The 18,141-nt window shown below is 57.2% G+C and carries 16 protein-coding genes; 10 read left to right on the top strand and 6 right to left on the bottom strand.

Features of this window, described 5'->3' with window-relative positions; translation table 11 throughout:
* Window positions 1-342 precede the first annotated feature (342 nt).
* The 7 genes from RDU76_01245 to RDU76_01215 all read left to right on the top strand — a co-directional run bounded on the left by RDU76_01245 (window position 343) and on the right by RDU76_01215 (window position 9,730).
* Window positions 343-2,013 (top strand): GAF domain-containing protein, encoded by a 1,671-nt coding sequence (locus RDU76_01245; protein ID MDQ7797553.1) that lies wholly within the window; start codon window positions 343-345, stop codon window positions 2,011-2,013.
* Window positions 2,010-4,286, top strand: a complete 2,277-nt coding sequence (locus RDU76_01240; GenBank protein MDQ7797552.1) for a CHASE2 domain-containing protein — start codon at window positions 2,010-2,012, stop codon at window positions 4,284-4,286. The genes RDU76_01245 and RDU76_01240 overlap by 4 nt, the downstream gene beginning before the upstream one ends.
* 68 nt (window positions 4,287-4,354) lie before the next feature.
* Entirely contained in the window at window positions 4,355-5,608 is a 1,254-nt protein-coding gene (locus tag RDU76_01235; GenBank protein ID MDQ7797551.1) for an MFS transporter, read from the top strand.
* Between the two features lie 69 nt (window positions 5,609-5,677).
* Window positions 5,678-6,178, top strand: a complete 501-nt coding sequence (locus RDU76_01230) for a carboxypeptidase-like regulatory domain-containing protein (GenBank protein ID MDQ7797550.1) — start codon at window positions 5,678-5,680, stop codon at window positions 6,176-6,178.
* 187 nt (window positions 6,179-6,365) lie between these two features.
* Entirely contained in the window at window positions 6,366-7,118 is a 753-nt protein-coding gene (locus tag RDU76_01225) for a segregation/condensation protein A (protein ID MDQ7797549.1), read from the top strand.
* Between the two features lie 55 nt (window positions 7,119-7,173).
* A complete protein-coding gene (locus tag RDU76_01220; protein MDQ7797548.1) occupies window positions 7,174-8,307 on the top strand; it encodes a peptidoglycan DD-metalloendopeptidase family protein in 1,134 nt (377 codons plus the stop codon).
* A 1-nt stretch (window position 8,308) separates the two neighbouring features.
* Window positions 8,309-9,730, top strand: coding sequence for a tetratricopeptide repeat protein (locus tag RDU76_01215; protein MDQ7797547.1), 1,422 nt, complete (start codon window positions 8,309-8,311; stop codon window positions 9,728-9,730).
* 103 nt (window positions 9,731-9,833) lie between these two features.
* On the opposite strand, the gene leuD is transcribed toward RDU76_01215, so the two are convergent.
* The 6 genes from leuD to RDU76_01185 all read right to left on the bottom strand — a co-directional run bounded on the left by leuD (window position 9,834) and on the right by RDU76_01185 (window position 16,149).
* Window positions 9,834-10,328, bottom strand: a complete 495-nt coding sequence (leuD, locus tag RDU76_01210) for a 3-isopropylmalate dehydratase small subunit (protein ID MDQ7797546.1) — start codon at window positions 10,326-10,328, stop codon at window positions 9,834-9,836.
* A gap of 2 nt (window positions 10,329-10,330) precedes the next feature.
* Complete coding sequence (locus RDU76_01205) at window positions 10,331-11,752, bottom strand: 3-isopropylmalate dehydratase large subunit (protein ID MDQ7797545.1); 1,422 nt, start codon at window positions 11,750-11,752, stop codon at window positions 10,331-10,333.
* A 70-nt stretch (window positions 11,753-11,822) separates the two neighbouring features.
* Entirely contained in the window at window positions 11,823-12,323 is a 501-nt protein-coding gene (locus RDU76_01200) for a GNAT family N-acetyltransferase (protein MDQ7797544.1), read from the bottom strand.
* 17 nt (window positions 12,324-12,340) lie between these two features.
* Window positions 12,341-14,446: a hydroxymethylglutaryl-CoA lyase gene (locus RDU76_01195; GenBank protein ID MDQ7797543.1), complete on the bottom strand. Its 2,106-nt coding sequence runs from the start codon at window positions 14,444-14,446 to the stop codon at window positions 12,341-12,343.
* 100 nt (window positions 14,447-14,546) lie between these two features.
* The gene (locus RDU76_01190) at window positions 14,547-15,665 is read right to left on the bottom strand and encodes an isocitrate/isopropylmalate dehydrogenase family protein (protein MDQ7797542.1); all 1,119 of its coding nucleotides are present in this window, start codon (window positions 15,663-15,665) and stop codon (window positions 14,547-14,549) included.
* A 139-nt stretch (window positions 15,666-15,804) separates the two neighbouring features.
* Window positions 15,805-16,149, bottom strand: a complete 345-nt coding sequence (locus RDU76_01185; GenBank protein MDQ7797541.1) for a metalloregulator ArsR/SmtB family transcription factor — start codon at window positions 16,147-16,149, stop codon at window positions 15,805-15,807.
* A gap of 257 nt (window positions 16,150-16,406) precedes the next feature.
* On the opposite strand from RDU76_01185, the gene RDU76_01180 reads away from it, so the two are divergent.
* Genes RDU76_01180 through RDU76_01170 form a run of 3 tightly spaced genes read left to right on the top strand, consistent with a single transcriptional unit; the run spans window position 16,407 to window position 18,119 of the window.
* Window positions 16,407-17,138, top strand: coding sequence for a gamma-glutamyl-gamma-aminobutyrate hydrolase family protein (locus RDU76_01180; GenBank protein ID MDQ7797540.1), 732 nt, complete (start codon window positions 16,407-16,409; stop codon window positions 17,136-17,138).
* A 2-nt stretch (window positions 17,139-17,140) separates the two neighbouring features.
* Window positions 17,141-17,647 (top strand): DUF3795 domain-containing protein, encoded by a 507-nt coding sequence (locus RDU76_01175; GenBank protein MDQ7797539.1) that lies wholly within the window; start codon window positions 17,141-17,143, stop codon window positions 17,645-17,647.
* Window positions 17,637-18,119: a hypothetical protein gene (locus RDU76_01170; protein ID MDQ7797538.1), complete on the top strand. Its 483-nt coding sequence runs from the start codon at window positions 17,637-17,639 to the stop codon at window positions 18,117-18,119. The genes RDU76_01175 and RDU76_01170 overlap by 11 nt, the downstream gene beginning before the upstream one ends.
* The last annotated feature ends 22 nt before the right edge of the window (window positions 18,120-18,141 follow it).

The following is an 18,141-nucleotide window of genomic DNA, read 5'->3' as shown; positions in this document are numbered from 1 at the left end:
ATGATGCGGGAACCGGCTGAAACGGGGTTGGGTCTGAGGCCGGCCCCTTCGATATTTCTAATTAGGGACAGTACGCCGTCATGTCTTTGCAATATAAACCAGATTATTTCGTCTGAAAATTAAGGTTGCTTTCTCGTAATGACGCTATGCCAAAGGTTAAAAAAGCTTTGTGTCTTGGTGCCTTAGTGGTTAATATTCTGCCGGATTTTATCGCCCGATATTTTATGCATAATTAATGCTTGCTTTAAACCGGAGGTTGTTATAAAATAAGATGTTAAAACCTCTTTGCCAAATCACTTAGACAATATAATCAATCATAATGCCTTTTCAGGGAGGGATGCCATGCCTGCGCCCAAGAAGAAAAAACCCGTCCACGGGGCCGTCTCGCGCCGAATGGCCCTGATGCCCACCGCCAAGAGCGAGCTCTCCAGCCTCAAGATGAAGCTGAAGGTGCTCCAAAGGGTCAACGAGATCGCCGCCAGCACCTTCGACGTCCAGCCGCTGTTGGACCGGGCCATGGACCTGGTGACGGAGATCGCGCCCTCCGAAGCCGGGTCCTTATTGCTCCTGTCCTCCGATCGCACAACTTTGAAATTCTCCATCGTCAAGGGATCGGCCTCCGCCAAGCTGGAGGGCCTGGAGATCCCCGTCGGGCAGGGCATCGCCGGCTGGGTGGCCAAGACCGGCATCCCGCTGACCGTCAACGATGTGGCCTCCGAGCCCAAGTGGAAAAAGGAGATCGCCGACAATGTGGATTTCCCCACCCGCAGCATCCTGTGCGTGCCGTTGAAATCCAGGGCCGAGGTGATCGGGGTGGTGGAGCTGATCAACAAGCTGAGGGAGGAGGACTATAACGACGACGACCTGGAGATCATCGAACTGCTGGGAGCCCACCTGTCGACCCTGATAGAGAACAGCCGGCTGTATTCCGAGGCCCGGGAGAAGGTGGAGCGCATCTCGGCCATGGCCGAAACGTCAGCCCTGATCTCCTCCTCGCTGGATGTCAAAAGGGTGCTGGAGACGGTGATGAATGTGGCCAAGGACGTCATCGACGCCGAGGCCTCCTCCATATTTTTGTACGACGAGGAGAAGCACGAGTTCTTCTTCGAGATCGCCACCGGCGATGCCGGCGATGCGGTCAAGCAGATCCGGGTGCCCTGGGGCAAGGGGATGGTGGGCTGGGCGGCCGAGCACATGCAGACCCTGCTGGTGCCGGACGTCACCCGGGACCCCCGCTTCTACTCCAAGGTGGACGAGAAGTCAAAATTCCACACCCGCAACGCCATCACCGTCCCCCTGAAGCCCAAGAACAAGCTGATCGGGGTGGCCCAGGTGCTCAACAAGAAGGGCGGCCTGTTCTCCCGGGAGGACGTGGAACTGTTCGAGACCCTGGCCCGCCAGGCGGCGGTGGCCATCGAGAACGCCAGCCTGTACACCGACCTGCAGGAGCTGTTTTTGAACTCCATCCGCACCGTGGTCAGCCTGATAGACGCCAAGGACGATTACACCGCCGGCCATTCCTCCCGGGTCACCAAGTATGCCCTGATGATAGCCGACCAGCTGGGCTTCGGCAGCGAGGACCGCAAGCGCCTGGAGCTGGCGGCCCTGCTGCACGACGTGGGCAAGATCGGGATGCCGGACGCCATCCTCAAGAAACCCTCCGGCCTGACCGCCGAGGAATTCGCCATCGTCAAGGACCATCCCAACAAGGGGGCCGAGGCCCTGGAGCCCATCAAGCAGATGAAGGCCATCATCCCCGGGGTGCGCTATCACCACGAGAAGCTGGACGGCAAGGGATATCCGGCCGGCCTGTCCGGCGACCAGGTGCCGATGGACGCCCAGATCATCTGCGTGGGCGACTCCTACGATGCCATGAACTCCGACCGGCCCTACCGGAAAGGGCTGGGGATGGAGGAGTCGGTTCGAAGATTGCGCCAGGACAGCGGGACCCAGTTCAATCCCAAACTGGTGGAAGCCTTCGTATCGGCTTTGGAGAAGGAGGAGAATAAATGAGCAATGTCATCAGGAGCAAAAAGACCACCGGGGCCCTGGTGGGTATCGGCGTGGTGGCGGTGGTGCTGGCGGTATCGTATCTATTTCCCGGATTGTTTCAGGGGATGGAGAATAAAACATATGATTTTCGCTATTGGATGAAAATGGGACAAGTGGGCGAACAGGATATCGATGACGTCATCATAGTGGATATCGACGATGTTTCCCTGGCTCAGCTGGGACGGTTCTACAACTGGCCGCGGTTATACCACGCCAAAGTGGCCGATTACCTGGCCCAGGGCGGGGCGGCGGCGGTGGCCTTTGATATCCTGTTCATTGAGTCCGACAGCCTGACCCCCAACATGGTCCAGCTTTATAAGGACACCAAGGCCGATCAGATCCACCAGAAGCTTGTTTCTTTGACACCCAAGAAGCAAAAAACCCTGCCGTCGGCGGAAGTGATCCAGACAGTGCTAGAGGCTTGGGGGTACGACCAGGATTTCGGGGCGGTGACCGGTCAGTCTGGAATAACCTATTTCCCGTTCTATCTTTCCAGCGGAGTGCCCAACGACAGTTCGGACCTGATCACCCGGCAATGGGCCTTCACCCTCCCCGACGAAGTTACCGAAAAATATAAATACATAAACTCCGCCGGGGACCTCTATCAGGTGGCCATTCTTTCTCCTCCGGTGCCGGTCCTTCTGGAATCGGCCCGGGGCACCGGTTACTACAACATCGAGCCGGATGATGACGGGGTGGCCCGCCGGCAGCCGCTGTTTTTGGCCCTCAACGACCGCAATTACGCCTCGATGGATTTTCAGATCGTGCTCGACAAGCTGGGGATTACTAAAGACCAGATAACGGTAGAGCTGGGCAGGTATATTCGGGCCGGTGACAAACTGAAGATACCAATAGACCAGAACGGCCGGATGCTGATCACCTATTTCGGACAATTCAAGAAATTCCGCTACATATCTTATTCCGACGTCCTAACCGAGAATGTACCGGCGGAGTATTTCAAGGACAAGATAGTGATCATCGGGGCCACCGCCGCCGGCCTGATGGACCTGCGGGTGGTGCCCTTCTCCAACACCTTCCCCGGACCGGAGATCCACGCCAATATCATGGAGACCCTGCTGTCGGGAAAGTACGTGCAGGTCGTTCCCTGGCATATCCAGCTGGGCCTGCTGATATTCTTCGGACTGTTAACGGTATTTGTCTCCCTGCGCTTTAAGCCGATCATATCCGGCGTGATCCTCTTTGGCCTGGTGGCCAGTTATTTTGTAACAGCCCTGATCCTGTTCAGCCATTCGTTGATATGGGTGGAGATCGTGCGGCCGATAACGGTGCTGTTGTTTACCAACATGGCCATCCTGGGGTATCGCTATCTGACCGAGGAGAAACAGAAGGTATGGATCAAGAACATGTTCCAGGGCTACATGTCCAAGGATCTGGTGGACAAGATAATGGCCAATCCCGAGATGCTGTTGATGGGCGGCGACAAAAAGGAGGTCACGGTCTTCTTCTCCGACATCAAGGGCTTCTCCAGCTTCTCCGAGAAACTGGGGACCCCGGAACGCCTGATCGCCCTGATCAACGAGTACCTGGGGGCCATGTCCGATGTGGTGCTGGAATACGGCGGCTACATCAGCAAGTACGAGGGCGATGCCATCATGGCCTTCTGGGGCGCCCCCACCGACGATCCCAAACACGCCGAGACCTGCATCAAATGTGTCTGGGCCATGAACCAGCGCCTGCAGATACTCAACGCCGACCTGGCCAAGAGGAACATGCCTAATCTTTTCACCCGGTTCGGGATGAACACCGGCATGGTGACGGTGGGCAACGTGGGCTCGGAAAAGAAGAAGAGCTACACCGCAATGGGAGACTCCATCAACCTGGGCTCGCGGCTGGAGGGGGCCAACAAGGAATACGGCACGGCCATCATGATGTCGGAGTTCACCTACGCTAAGGTCAAGGGCCTGTATCCGGTGCGGGAGCTGGACATGCTGCGGGTGGTGGGTAAGGAACAGCCGGTGCGGGTGTACGAACTGCTGGGTCTGTCCGAGGCCGACGTCAGCGAAAAGAAAAAGAAGGCGGTGGCGATCTACCTGAAGGGCCTGGAGCTTTACCGGGCCAAGCAGTGGGACCAGGCCGAGGCCACGTTCCGGCAGGCCCTGGAAGTTGATCCCGAAGACGGACCCAGCCAGGCCTACATCGGACGCTGCGAGGATTTCAAGGTCCTGCCGCCGCCGGAGAACTGGGACGGCGTGTTCGTGATGAAGACGAAATAGATATTATATCTTAGCCCCGGCCTTAAGGGCGGGGCTAAAAAAAGAAATATCACACAAATAAATAATTCATGAGCACCAAGGCCCAGGCTTACGACGTATTAAAGATACCCGATTTCAGGAAATTCCTGTTCGGCCGCTTCTTCCTCACCATCTCCATCCAGATGACCGCGGTCATCGTGGGCTGGCAGATCTACCAGCTGACCAAGGACCCCATGGCCCTGGGCCTGCTGGGCCTGGCCGAGGCCCTGTCGTTCTTTGCCGTGGCCCTGTTCGCCGGGCATGTGGCCGACATCGTGGACCGCAGGAGGATCCTGATCGTCACCAATTTCCTGCTGCTGCTGGGAGGGGCGGTCCTGCTGCTGCTCAGCTTGAAGCACTCGCACATACTGCGGGACAAGGGGGTCTTTCCCATCTACGCCGTGATGTTCTTCCTGGGGGCGGTGCGGGGCTTCGTCTATCCGGCCAATGTGGCCATCGCCGCCCAGATCGTGCCCCGCGCCATGTATCCCCGCTCCTCGGCCTGGACCAGCCTGGTGTGGCAGATAGCGGCGGTGTCCGGCCCGGCCGCGGGGGGGTTGATATACGGATTCTTCGGGGTCAGCGCCGCCTATATCACGGCCATAACCTCGTCCTTGATAAGCTTCGCCGCCTTTTTGAACATCCGGGGCTATCCCATCACCGGGCCCAGGACCAAGGAGCCGATACTGAAGAGCCTGTCCACCGGCATCCGGTTCGTGTTCAAGCACCAGCTGCTGCTTTCGGCCATGTCGCTGGACATGTTCGCGGTGCTGTTCGGCGGGGCGCTGGCCATCCTGCCGATGTTCGCGGCCGACGTGCTGAACACCGGACCCAGGGGACTGGGTTTCTTGCGGGCCGCCCCGGCGGTGGGCGCCATGGTGATGTCGTTATGGCTGGCCCACCATCCGCCGGTGAAGAGCGCCGGGAAGAAACTGCTGTGGGTGGTGGCGGGCTTCGGGCTGTGCATGGCCGGATTTGCCCTGTCCCGGAATTTCTACCTGGCCTTCTTGATGCTGGCCCTGTCCGGGCTGTTCGACAACATCAGCGTGGTGATCCGCTCCACCATCGTCCAATTGTACACCCCGGACAACATGCGGGGCCGGGTGGCCTCGGTCAACAGCGTGTTCATCGGCTCCTCCAACGAGATCGGGGCCTTCGAGTCCGGAGTGGCGGCCAAGCTGATGGGCCTGGTGCCGTCCCTGCTGTTCAACAGCGGGATGACCCTGGCGGTGGCCGCTGCGGTGGCCCGTCTGGCGCCCAAGCTGAGGAAGCTGGATCTGAGGGAGCATATGGGGCAGTCATAATAATTCTGACACGGAGGCACAGAAACACGGAGGTATGGGCAGGCAACACCTAAAGGGAGGTTAAAGACAATGAATAAAATATTTACCTTTTGTTTTATCGTTTCTGTGTTAGTTCTCTTCGTTGCTAGTACATATAGTGACGATACGGGAAAGATTACGGGCAATGTGACCGATGCCGAAACAAAGGAGCTACTGCCAGGCGTAATGATTCAAGTTTTGGGTACCACAAACTGGACAAACACAGACAGTAGCGGAAAGTATGTAATTGATAATATTTCGTTAGAAATCTGTTCCTTGCAAGCAACAATGGGAGGTTATTTAACCAAGGTAATTACAAAAGTCAAATCACAAATTGTTTCTTCAAAAGATTCAATTAGATTAGATACATTACCCACAAGTAAATCCCAGGGGGACAACACAGCTGGTTTTTATAATATTAAATTACAAGTAGACCCTAGATTTGTTTTTTATGATGGATTTTTCCCTAAAAAGGCAATGATAGTTCCAGATCAAACACAAACGATCCACACTTGGGACGAAAAGGAAATAGAAAGAATGCCGGGAAATTAATGGTAGCTTCACCGTATCTTGTTGCGAAGCACCCTCAGCACAACAGAAAATTGTCACACTAAGATGACGCTACTCCCGGTAGGTTGAAGTGTGGAAATAAGTATTAAAACTGTCACCCGTTCGGCTTGATGAACAAGAAGCCTGTCTCAGGGTGACAAGACAAGAAATAAAGGAGCAAATACAATAAATGCCTAACCAACCATACCAGGTAAGACTGGAGATCTTCGAAGGCCCTCTGGACCTGCTGTTATACCTCATCCGGCAGGAGGAGCTGGACATCTACGACATTCCCATCGCCCGGATCACCCAGCAGTACCTGGAGTACATCGAGATCATGAAGGCCCTGGACATCGAACTGGCCGGGGAGTTTCTGGTGATGGCCGCCACCCTGCTGAAGATCAAATCCAAGCTCCTGCTGCCGCATCACGTGGAGATCGAGGGCGAGATGGAGGATCCCCGCCAGGACCTGGTGCGCCAGCTGCTGGAATACAAGAAATTCAAGGAGGCCGCCTCCCGGCTGGAGGACCGCGAAGAGGTGCAGCGGCTGATGTTCCCCCGGCCCAAGGGGGCAATAGAGAAGCAGGAGGAGGTTGCCGCCGAGCCGCCGGTGCCGGAGGTGGGGCTGTACGAACTGCTGTCGGCCTTCCGCCAGGTGGTGGAGCGGATAGACAAGGTCAGGCTGTACGAGATAGTGGGCGAGGATATCACCATAGAAGAAAGGATCGATTTCATTCTCCGGGAGGTCCAGGGGAGATCACAAATGAAATTCAGCGATCTTTTTATCAACGAACGACGCAAGCTGGTGATCGTGGTCACCTTCTTCGCCCTGCTGGAGCTGATCCGGCTGGGCCGGGTGAAGGTGGCGCAGGATTCCCTGTTCGGCGAGATAATCATCCGAAAGGCCGGAGAGCAGATATCGCTTGTTTCCGAAAATCAATAATAGCTGAATGAGAAAAGCACCCCTACAAATCTTATATTTGTTTTTGGCTCTGGCCTTGACGGCGTCGAACATCCCCGGTCAAAGCATTGACGATCAGGAGGATGCCCTTAAGGAAGTTAAACGCAAGCTGTCGGAGGCCCGGGCCCGGGCCTCGGAACTGAAGGGGCAGGAGAAGGGCATTCTGGGCCAGCTGGAACGCACCTCGGAGCAGGTCCGCCTGACCCGGCAGGTATTGTCCGCCCTGCGGCAGAAGGAAGCCCGACTGAACAAGGACCTGAAGAGCCTGGGGGAGCAGCTGCTGAGCACCGAATCACAGCTGGCCAAACAGGAGGCCCTGATGGCCGTCCGCTTAAGGGAGATGTATAAAAAAGGCGGGCTCTTCCAGTGGGAGGTTCTGGTGTCGGAGCGGTCCTTCGCCGATATGGCCAAAAGGTACAAGTACATGAGCCTGATCACCGAACAGGACCGGAGCCTCTATAACAACATCGACAGTAAAAAGCGCCTGATCGTTCGGGACAAACAGGACCGGGAGAGCAAGCTGATGACCCTGGCCCAGGTCAAGGGCGAGACCGAGCGGGAGGCCTCCAACCTGAGCGATGAAGAGGCCAAGCAGAAGAAACTGTTAAACCGGGTGCAGCGGGAGAAAACATCCAAGGAGGCTCTGGTCAGGGAGCTCCAGGAGTCGGCCAGGAAACTGCAAAGGATTATCGACCAGCTGGAGAGGGAGCGCAAGGCGGAGCTGGCCCGCAGCCGCAATTCCCATGTGCCGGCGGCTCCCAGCTATCTGGAGAGGAACCAGGGCTCGCTGAACTGGCCGGCCGACGGAAAGCTGTATTCCAGCTTCGGCCTGAAGAAACACGAAAAATACAACACCTATATCCAGAACAACGGGATAGACATCCTTTCGGCCGCCGGGGCTCCGGTGCGGTCGGTGGCCGCCGGCAAGGTGGTCTACGCCGAGAGGTTCATCGGCTACGGAAACGTGGTGCTGATTGACCACCAGTCGGGCTTCTACACCCTTTACGGGAACCTGAGCGACATCCTGGTGGCCACCGGCTCCCGGGTGGAGATCTTCCAGCAGATCGGGACGGTGGGCGGCTCGGTGGACGGGCCCATCCTGCATTTCGAGGTCCGCAAGGGCGGCAAGCCGGTGGACCCCCTGCAATGGCTCAACAAGAAAAGAAAATGAGATGGCCGAAACATCACCAGAAATATGGTTTGAGGACGACCCCGACCTGGCGGCCCTGCTGGAGAAATACCAAAGGGCCGCGGTCCCCAGGGAGAAGTTTGCCGCCGGCATCATTTTGTTCGACCGGGCCGACGCCAAGGGCCATAAGGTCCGGTCAGCCGCCCTGCTGGATGAGCTGGAGAAGAATGCTTATACCGATCAGCAGCGGAACATCATCCTGATCAAGCGGGGGGAGAACCTGCTGAGACAAAGCCGCTTCGAGGAGGCGGTGGTCTACCTGGAGAAGGCCATCGTGGGGCTGTCCCAGACCCCCGATTCCCTGGACCTGTTCCACACCTACCGCAATCTGGCCTGGATATATTTCCGGCAGGGCTACCTGGAGCGGGCCCGCAGCTTCACCGACGGGGCCGGCCTGGTGCTGGAGATGAGGGACGGCCAGACCGACCGGGAGACCGCCAGCGCCAGGGCCTCGCTGTACCACATCCTGGGCCTGATCGACAGCACCGTCGGCGAGCACGACCGGGCCATCGGATACTACGACAAGGAGATCGGACTGCTGGAGGAACTGGGGGAGGGGTCGCGCACCGGCTCGGTGTACAACAACCTCAGCGGCATCTACAAGGCCAGGGGGATGTTTGCCCAGGCCCTGGAGTACCAGCTCAAGTCCTTCAATATGGCCGAGCGATCCGGGGAACTGCTGTCGGTGGCCATCTCCTGCAACAACCTGGGCGAGATCTATTATGCCCTGGGGAAATACCGGCCGGCCCGGGAATTTTATGGCCGGTACCTGGAGATCAACAAGAAGATCAACAACCTGGTGGGCGATGCCTTCGGCCATGCCGGCCTGGGCCGGATCTGCCAGAGCACCGGGGACCACCAGCAGGCCGAAAAGGAATTCGCCGTAGCCCTGAAGGTGGCCGGAGAGGTCAAGGGCCGGGGCAAGGAGGCCAGCATCCTGGCCGAGATGGCCGAGCTCTACCTGGCCTGGGGCCAGCCGGAAAAGGCCGTCCCCTGCCTGGATAAGGCCATCCAGATATCGCTGGAGATCGAGAGGTTCAACACCCACCGCCACCAGGTGCTCAACGCCAAGGTCATCATCAGCCGGGCCCTGGCGGAGGGGCCGGACCTGTCCCTGCTGGGCAAAGCCCGGGTCCTGCTGGCCGATGTGCTGTCCCGGACCATGATCGTCGAGGACGAGGAGGCGGTCTCGGCTATCGAGCTGGAGATCGACGCCTGGTATAACCTGGCGAAAACGGATCATCATCTGGGCGATACGGCCCGGGCCAAAGAGAACATTGCCAAAGCAATTGAAAAGACAGATTCCATCACCGGACAGCTGGAGCCGGAGCTGAAGGAAAGTTTTCTGGCGAGAAAAGATATCAATGAGGTCTACGAACTGAAAAAGCAATTGGATAACGGCTGAAAGGCTGTAAATAAGAACCCCCCGCCTTCGGCGGGGGGATTTTTATGTCCCAATACAAGAAGCCTAAAATATGTTTTCGTGTCCTTTCGTGGGCAAGAGTCGCCTATTTTTTCCCGGCCAGCACCATCTTTCTGGTGTAGGGTATCAGCCCTCCGGCGTCGATGATGGCCTGGCGGGCCTGGGGCAGGGGCACGATATCGAAGCTTTTGCCGGTGGTCTTGTTGACCACCTTGCCGTTGGCGATCTCCAGCTCGTCGCCCAGATCAGCCTCGATGGTCGGGCAGATCACCATGTACAGGCCGACGTTGATGGAGTTCTGCAGAAATATCCGGGAAAAATTCTTGGCGATCACCTTCAGGCCCCAGCCCACCAGGCAGGAGGCAGCCTGTTCCCGGGAGGAGCCGCAGCCGAAGTTCTTGTCGGCCACGATGAAGCTGCCGGGCTCGATCTGCTTGGCTTTGAGCTTCTGGTTGAAGGCGGCGTCGTCCACGAAGGCGAACTGGGGGGTCTCGGTGGGGAGCACCGTGGCCATAAAGCGGCCGGGATAAATGATATCGGTGGAGATATCGGCGCCCAGTTTCAATACTACTTTACCCATCTTTATTTCCTCCCCTTCTTGGCAGTTTTCCTGACTTTTTTCACGGTCTTTTTGGCCATAATTTTTTGCTTAACCGTTTTAATACCTTTAACCTTTACCTTGGAACGTTTAACGGGGCTTGGTTTAGGGGCTTTCGTGATAACAGTGCGGGGATCGGTGATCTCGCCCGTTATGGCCGAGGCCGCGGCGGTGGCCGCCGAGCTCAGGTAGACCTCGGCATTGGGATTGCCCATCCGTCCCTTGAAATTCCGATTGGTGGTGGCCAGGGCCTTGTCGCCGTCGGCCAGGGCTCCCTGGTGCACGCCCAGGCAGGGGCCGCAGCCGGAGTTCATCACCACCGCTCCGGCCTGCATGAAGGTCTCCACGTAACCCTTCTTCAAAGCCTGCTGGTAGATACGGGTGGAGGCCGGGAACACCAGCATCCGGACGCTGCGGGCCACTTTCTTGCCCTTGAGGATGGAGGCCGCGATGGCCAGATCGTCCAGCCGGCCGTTGGTGCAGGAGCCGATCACGATCTGCTGGACCATGATGCCCTTGGCGGCCGAGACCGGCTTGACGTTGTCCACGGTGTGGGGGAAGGCGATCTGGGGCTCCAGTTTTGAGGCGTCGATCTCCACCACCTGCTCGTAGACCGCATCGGCATCCGGGCCGAACAGCTCGGGTATGTTCTTGACCCCGGCTTCTACCTTAAGGTAGCGCACGGTCTCAGCGTCAGGCGGGACGATGCCGCCGGTGGCGCCGGCCTCCACCGTCATGTTGCACAGCACCAGGCGGCCGGAGGTGGACATCTTCCTGATGGTCTCGCCGTGGAACTCGATCACCTTGAAGTTGGCACCCTCGGCGGAAAGCTTGCCGATCAGGTGCAATATGATATCCTTGGGTTCGACGTACTTGGGCAGGGTCCCGTTGACCACCACCTTGATGGTCCCCGGCACCTCCACGTTCAGGATCTTGCCCAGGGCCCAGACCGCGGCCATCTCGGTGGCCCCGATGCCGAAGGAGAAGGCGCCCAGGGCCCCGTGGCTGGTGGTGTGGCTGTCGGTGCCGACCACCACCGATCCCGGCAGGACGTAGCCGTTCTCGGGCAGTATCTGATGGCAGATGCCGCCCTCATCGCCCCGGATGTCGTGGAATTTGGTGATGCCCTGTTTAGCCACGAACTCGCGGATCTTCTTCTGGTTCCCGGCGGTCTTGGAGCTCTCGGCCGGCACCCGGTGGTCAAAGATGATGGCGATCTTTGACGGATCCCAGACCCTGGCCTCGATCCCGGTGTCTTTGTAGATCTCGTTGAATTGGTTGATCACCAGTGCGCCGTTCTCGTGGGACATGGCCAGGCTGACCTTGGGCTCGACCACGTCGTTCACCTGTACCTTCGCCTGGCCGACGGCCCGGGCCAGGATCTTTTGGACCATTGTCATTCCCATATTATTCTCCTAATTGATTGGTAATATAATTCGGATATCTAAATTATCATAGGCCTGAAAAACCGATGAACTATTTTTCCCAGAATATCAATTCATCACCTTCTCCTGTTTTGACGAACCCGTTTTTTTCTAAAACACTCTGCGATGGTATATTGTCTTTATCAGTTTCTGCAATAACAGCGTTTATCCCATCCTGTCTCATAGCCCATTTTACGACTGCCTGAATTGCTTCCGTGGCATACCCCTGGCGTTGATGCTGCTCTTCAATCCCATATCCAATTTCTACTTTTCCGAAAGAATTGGCCGGGCCCTTGAAGCATATTCCACCTATCACGGAATTTTTATCTTTTCTGACAATCTGCCAATTCGAATACCAGTACTGATTATTCTGATCTTGTTCTGCAAGCAGCAATGGCTTTTGCATCACTTCAGCAAACCAGTCTTCCACTTTTTCCTGAGTTACAGACAGGTGAAGCCTTCTTTGCAAATCACCATTGTTTTCCAGATGCATTTTAAAATGCTCATAATCCAAAGCGATGATTCGTAACCTGGCAGTTTCAAGTTCAAACACTGACAAACTCTTTTCTTTTAGATCGCCGCCTTATCCTTCATGGCCTTAATTTCTTCCGCCGTATAGCCCAGCTGGGTCAGGATCTCCTGCTGGTGCTGTCCCAGGGTTGGCGGCGGGGCGTCGATCGAGGCCGGGGTGGCCGAGAACTTGGCCGAAAGGTTGAACAGCTTCAGCTCGCCCAGCTCGGGATCCTGGATGCTCTCGATGGTCTGGCGGTACTTCACCTGCTCGGCGTTGAGGGCCTTCTCCAGGCTGAAGATGTCGCCGGTGGGAATGCCCTTGGCGTTGAGCGCCTCCACCCAGAAGTCGGTGGTCTGCTGTTTGAGCTTGTCCTCCAGCAGGGGTGTCAGCTCTTTTCGGTTCTTCTTGCGGGTGTCCCGCTCCTGGAACCTGGGATCGGTCAACAGCTCCGGTACGCCCAGCACGGTGGCCAGGTCCTCCCACTGCTTCTGCTGGTTGGCGGCGATGTTGACGAAGCCGTCCTTGGTGACGAAAGTTCCCGAGGGCGCGGCGGTGAAATTGTCGTTGCCCATGGCCACCGGCTGCTGCCCGCCGATCAATAAATTGGCCGCCACCCAGCCCATCAGGGGCATGATGGAGTCCAATAATGCGATGTCGATGAACTGGCCCTGGCCGGTCTTCTCCCTATAATACAAAGCGGCCATGATGGCGAAGGCGGCATTGAGGCCGCCCACCGTGTCGCACACCGGGAAGCCGGCCCGCAAGGGATGCAGGCGCTCGTCGCCGTTGACGTCCATCACCCCGGACAGGCCCTGGATGATCTGGTCATAGGCCGGCTTGAAGGCGTCGGGTCCGGCCTGGCCGAACCCGGAGATGGCGCAGTAAATGATCTTGGGGTTGATCTTCCTGATCTCGGCGTAGGAGAAGCCCAGCCGGTCCATCACCCCGGGGCGGAAGTTCTCCACCACCACGTCGGCGGTCTTCAGCAGCTTGCGGAAGATCTCTTTGGCCTCCTCGGCCTTCAAATTTAAGGTGATGGACTTCTTGTTGGCGTTCTGGGCCAGGAACGATGTTCCCATCAGCTTCTGGTTCAGGGCCGGGACCGCCCCCAGTTTGCGGGCCAGGTCGCCGCCCTCGGGGTTCTCGATCTTGATCACCTCGGCGCCCAGCAGGGCCAGGTGCATGGTGGAGAAGGGGCCGGACAGGACGTTGGTCATGTCCAGCACCCGGACATTATTCATCATTTTTTTCGGCCTCGGTTTTATAAGTGAACCGGACTTGAGCACGGCGCCCGGCAGTTCGCGGTTAAAGTACAGGGAAACCTCCTGGGCCACATCCAGCAGCCGGAACAGATCGATATCGGTCCGAAGCTCGGCCCGCTGCAGGGAATGGACCAGATCCTCGGTGGGCACGTTGCCGGCCGCCACCTTGGTGAAGGGACAGCCACCCAGTCCGCCGAAGGCCGTCTCGATGTACTTTACCCCGGCGTTCAGGGCGGCATAGCAGTTGGCCATTCCCAGCCCATAAGTATTGTGGAAATGGCAGGCCAGGTCCACCTTGGGGTCCATCTTTCTGATGGCGGAGAACAGCCGCTCCACCTGCTGGGGATTGGCGTGGCCGGCGGTGTCGGCCAGGCTGATGTTCCTGATCCCGGCCTCCAGGTATTTTTTGACCATGGCCAGCACCTTGTCCTCGGGGATGGGGCCGTCGAAGCCGCAGCCGAAGGCCGACTGGACCGAGGCCTGGACCTTTTTGCCGGCGTCCCGGGCCTTTTTGGCCATGGACAGGATCTGGTCCATGGCCTTGTCCGGGCTCATCCCGGTGTTCTTCTGGCTGTGGGTCTCGGAGGCCGAGACTCCCATGCAGAACATCTCCACCCCGCAGGCCAAGCCGCGCTCGAAACCCTTTTCGTTCAGCACCAGTCCGGACAGGATGGTCTTGGGGTTCGGCTTGCCGTTCTTGGCATAGTGCTCGAACAGGGAGTCGGTGTCGGCCATCTGGGGTACCTTCACCTGATGGACGAAGGAGCCCACCTGGATGATATCCAGGCCGGACTCCATCAGGGCGTCGATCCATTTGATCTTGACGTCCATGGGCACCGATTGTTTCTCGATCTGCAGGCCGTCCCTAAGGCCCACCTCGTGAATGAAAATTTCAGGCATCAATTACCTATCATTGATTATTTTGTACGGGCGCATTGCGATGCGCCCGTATGGTTTTCTATTGGGGCAGGTTTAAAACCTGCCCTTACGAAGCGGGGCCTTACAGTTTATCGGCGATGGCCTGGGCCATTTCCAGGGTCTTGGTGTCGCCGCCCATGTCGTAGGTCCGGGCCCGGCCCTCGGCGATCACCGCGGCCACCGCGGCCTCTATCCTGTCGGCCTTCTCGGTCTCGCCCAGCCAGGTCAGCATCATCTTGGCGGCCAGAATGGTGGCGATGGGATTGGTCTTGTACATCCCGGCGTATTTGGGGGCTGAGCCGTGGGTGGGCTCGAACACCGCCAGCTTCTGCCCGATGTTCCCGGAGCAGCCGAAGCCCAGTCCGCCCACCATCTGGGCGCACAGGTCGGAAATGATGTCGCCGAAAAGATTGGTGGCCACCAGCACCGAATAATTCATGGGATTCTTCAGCAGCCACATGCAGATGGCGTCCACGTTGGCGTCGTCGCATTGGATGCCGGGATAGTCTTTGGCCACCTCCTTGCCGATCTCCAGGAACAGCCCCTCGGTGGCCCGCACCACGTTGGCCTTGTGGACGATGGTCACCTTCTTCTTGCCGTACTTCTTGGCGTACTCGAAGGCCGCCCGCACTATCCGCTCCGAACCCTTTTTGGTGTTGATCTTGCAGGTGATGGCGTACTGCTCCAGCGGCACGTCCTTGAAGGCGGCGAAGGGTTTGGAGGCCTTGGCCAGGGCGTCTTTGATCTCCTGCGGCACCGGGTTGAACTCCACTCCGGAATACAGCCCCTCGGTGTTCTCCCGGAACACGGCCAGGTCGATGTCGGTCTTGTAATTGAGCGGGTTGCCGGGATAGGCCTTGCAGGGGCGGAGGCAGGTGTAGAGGTCGAACAGCTGGCGCATCCGGACGATGGGGGAGCGGTAGACCATGCCTTTGCCCTGAAGCTCGGGAATGAGTTCCTTCTCGGCGGCCTTGACCGGCTTGGAGGTGATGGCTCCGAACATGGCGGCGTCCACCTTGCCCAAAAGATCTATGGTCCGCTGGGGGAAAGCTTCGCCCTCCTTGCACCAGAATTCCCAGCCGATATCCCCGTGGGTGTATTCGGCGTCGAACTTGACCGCATCCAGCACTATTTTGGCGGCTTCCATCACCTCGATGCCGATGCCGTCGCCCGGCAGCCAGGCTATCTTGTACTTGGCCATTGAATGACTCCTTGTCGATATTGTTAAATTTATTTAATAATCTTCGAACAGATTATCATTTTACCTTAATTAAAACCGCCCTGTCAAGCAGAACCGGGCACCGGAAAAGCGACCCGTTTCCAGGGGAAACTTCGCCGCGTCACTCCTTTTTTATTTTCCGGCGGTCCACCTTTTTCATCTTTTTATGATCCTGGCTGACCATGCTGTCCTGATTGGCCCACCGGGTGATGTGCTTAAGCAGGATCGGAACATATTCATTGGCGGTGGCGGCGGAAAGCCGGTAGTTGACCCACAGGGCGTCCCGCTTGTCCTCCACCAACCCGGCCCCCTTGAGCAGATGCAGGTGGCGGGAAACGCTGGGCTGGGAGATGCCCAGGACCGCGGTCAACTCATTGACACTCATGGGCTTCTCCTGAAGCATCTTGATTATCCTTATCCGGTTCCGGTCCCCCAGGGCTTTGAACACTTTGACCAGGTTTTGCATCGGCCGTCCTTCAATATGCTTATATAGCTATATGGCTATATGGATGATATCAAAATACTTCCCGATTGTCAAATGTTTTTTTTATTTTTCCCGGAAACGAAATAGGTCCCCGACAGTCTTGAACAAAAGGCCTAACAGGGTATCGCCAGGTGCAAATAAACCCGGATGGTCGCTTGCGAAAACACCATAAATTATGATATGATAACCCCTAGGTTACTCCAAGATCAACCCACCAAACAGCGGCCATGAAAGAACATATGAAAGATCCCATTATCGGGCTTACCGCCCTGCGCAGCCCCGATCAGACCAGCTATCACCATATCCTGACCGGGCCCTACGTCCGGGCCGTCACCGGGGCCGGAGGGTATCCCATAGTGGTGCCGTCCATCATCGAGCGCTGCGACCAGGCCCTGGATATGATGGACGGCCTGTTGCTGATCGGCGGGGGCGATATTGAAGCCAAGCATCTGGGGGCCGAGAATCACCCCAAAGCCAAGTTCTTCAATCCGCTGCGGGACGATTTTGAGCTGGCCCTGATCAGACGGGCCGCCCACAGGAAAATGCCGATGCTGGGCATCTGCCGGGGCATGCAGATAATGAACGTGGCCCTGGGGGGCGGGCTGTACCAGGACATTGCCGACGAGCAGGGCTCATCCTTCGATCATTACCGGGAGGACCTGCCCAATCAGGCGGCGCATTCGGTCAGTATCGCCCCGGATTCCTGCCTGGCCTCCATCCTGGGCTCCACCTCGGTCTCGGTGAACAGCGTCCACCATCAGGCGGTCAAAGATCCGGCTCCGGGCCTTAAGGCCGCAGCCTGGGCCCCGGACGGGGTGATCGAGGGGATTGAGTCATCCGGAAACGGCGGATTCATGCTGGGGGTGCAATGGCATCCCGAACGGATCGCCGAAACCATGCCGGAACAGAGAAGGCTGTTCGAGAGGTTCGTCAAGGCGGCCGAAGGGTATAAAGAAAAAAACAGGCGATAAATATGACCGAGTTCGACCCCGGCTCATACTGCGGGCTGTATTGCGGGGCCTGCGAGATAGTGGCGGCCCATAAAAAGGCCCTGGCCACCGGCCTTCCGGCCAAATGGGAGGACCTGCCGGCCCCGTTGAGGGATAATATACCGCCGGCCCCTCTGGAATGCCGGGGCTGCAAGACGGATTCGCTGTACGAGGGCTGTAAAAAATGCGGCATCAGGGCCTGTGCCTCCGGCAAAAAGGTTGAGGCCTGCATCCTGTGTTCCGAGTATCCCTGCCGGCTGGTCAAGGAAAGGCTCCAGATGGTGGAGCGGGTAAAAGAGGTCCTGCCGCACTGCGCCGTGATGTTCAAAAACTTGGATTTGTTAAAAGCCAAGGGACTGGAGCTCTGGCTCGATGAGCAGAAGAGTAAATGGAGTTGTCCCGGGTGCGGAACGCCCTTCACCTGGTATCAGGAAAAATGCGAGAAGTGCGGGCGGGAGCTGGGATCGATAAAAGACCATAATGATTATTGATAGCAATGATTTGCGTGCCGGTAATCATATTAAACCAATAACAGCCATGGAAAAGTCTAACCAAATTGGATCGGACAAACCCTGGTATCACGGCTCACCCAAAAAATTGACCAGGCTTAAAGCCGGAAGCACGGTAACCCAACGGTTCGAAATTGCCCGAATATTTTCCCATAAACCGGCGGTGGTGGTTGGCAACGGAGCAAAATGGAAACATACCGGCCCTTTTATAAAAGGTTTTGTCTATCGTCTATTGGGATCGGTAAGTAAGAACGACATCGTGGCGGTTCCCAATTCAACTATGTCCAAAGGAGATGAATGGAATACCCAGCGGGAATTTAGATTGGAGCTGGTTGCTGAAACGATTGTCAATCCAGCAGAATTACTGACAAAACGCGAATTAAAAGAAATGGTCAAACGCGGCGAAATCGAAAAAAACATCGTTGATACTATTATTCAAAAGCAACAATATTAATAACCCTTGGTGTTCTTCGCGC

It is taken from the genome of Candidatus Edwardsbacteria bacterium (assembly GCA_031082425.1).
Classification (GTDB): domain Bacteria; phylum Edwardsbacteria; class AC1; order AC1; family EtOH8; genus UBA2226.
This window is presented reverse-complemented; position numbering and strand designations above follow the sequence as displayed.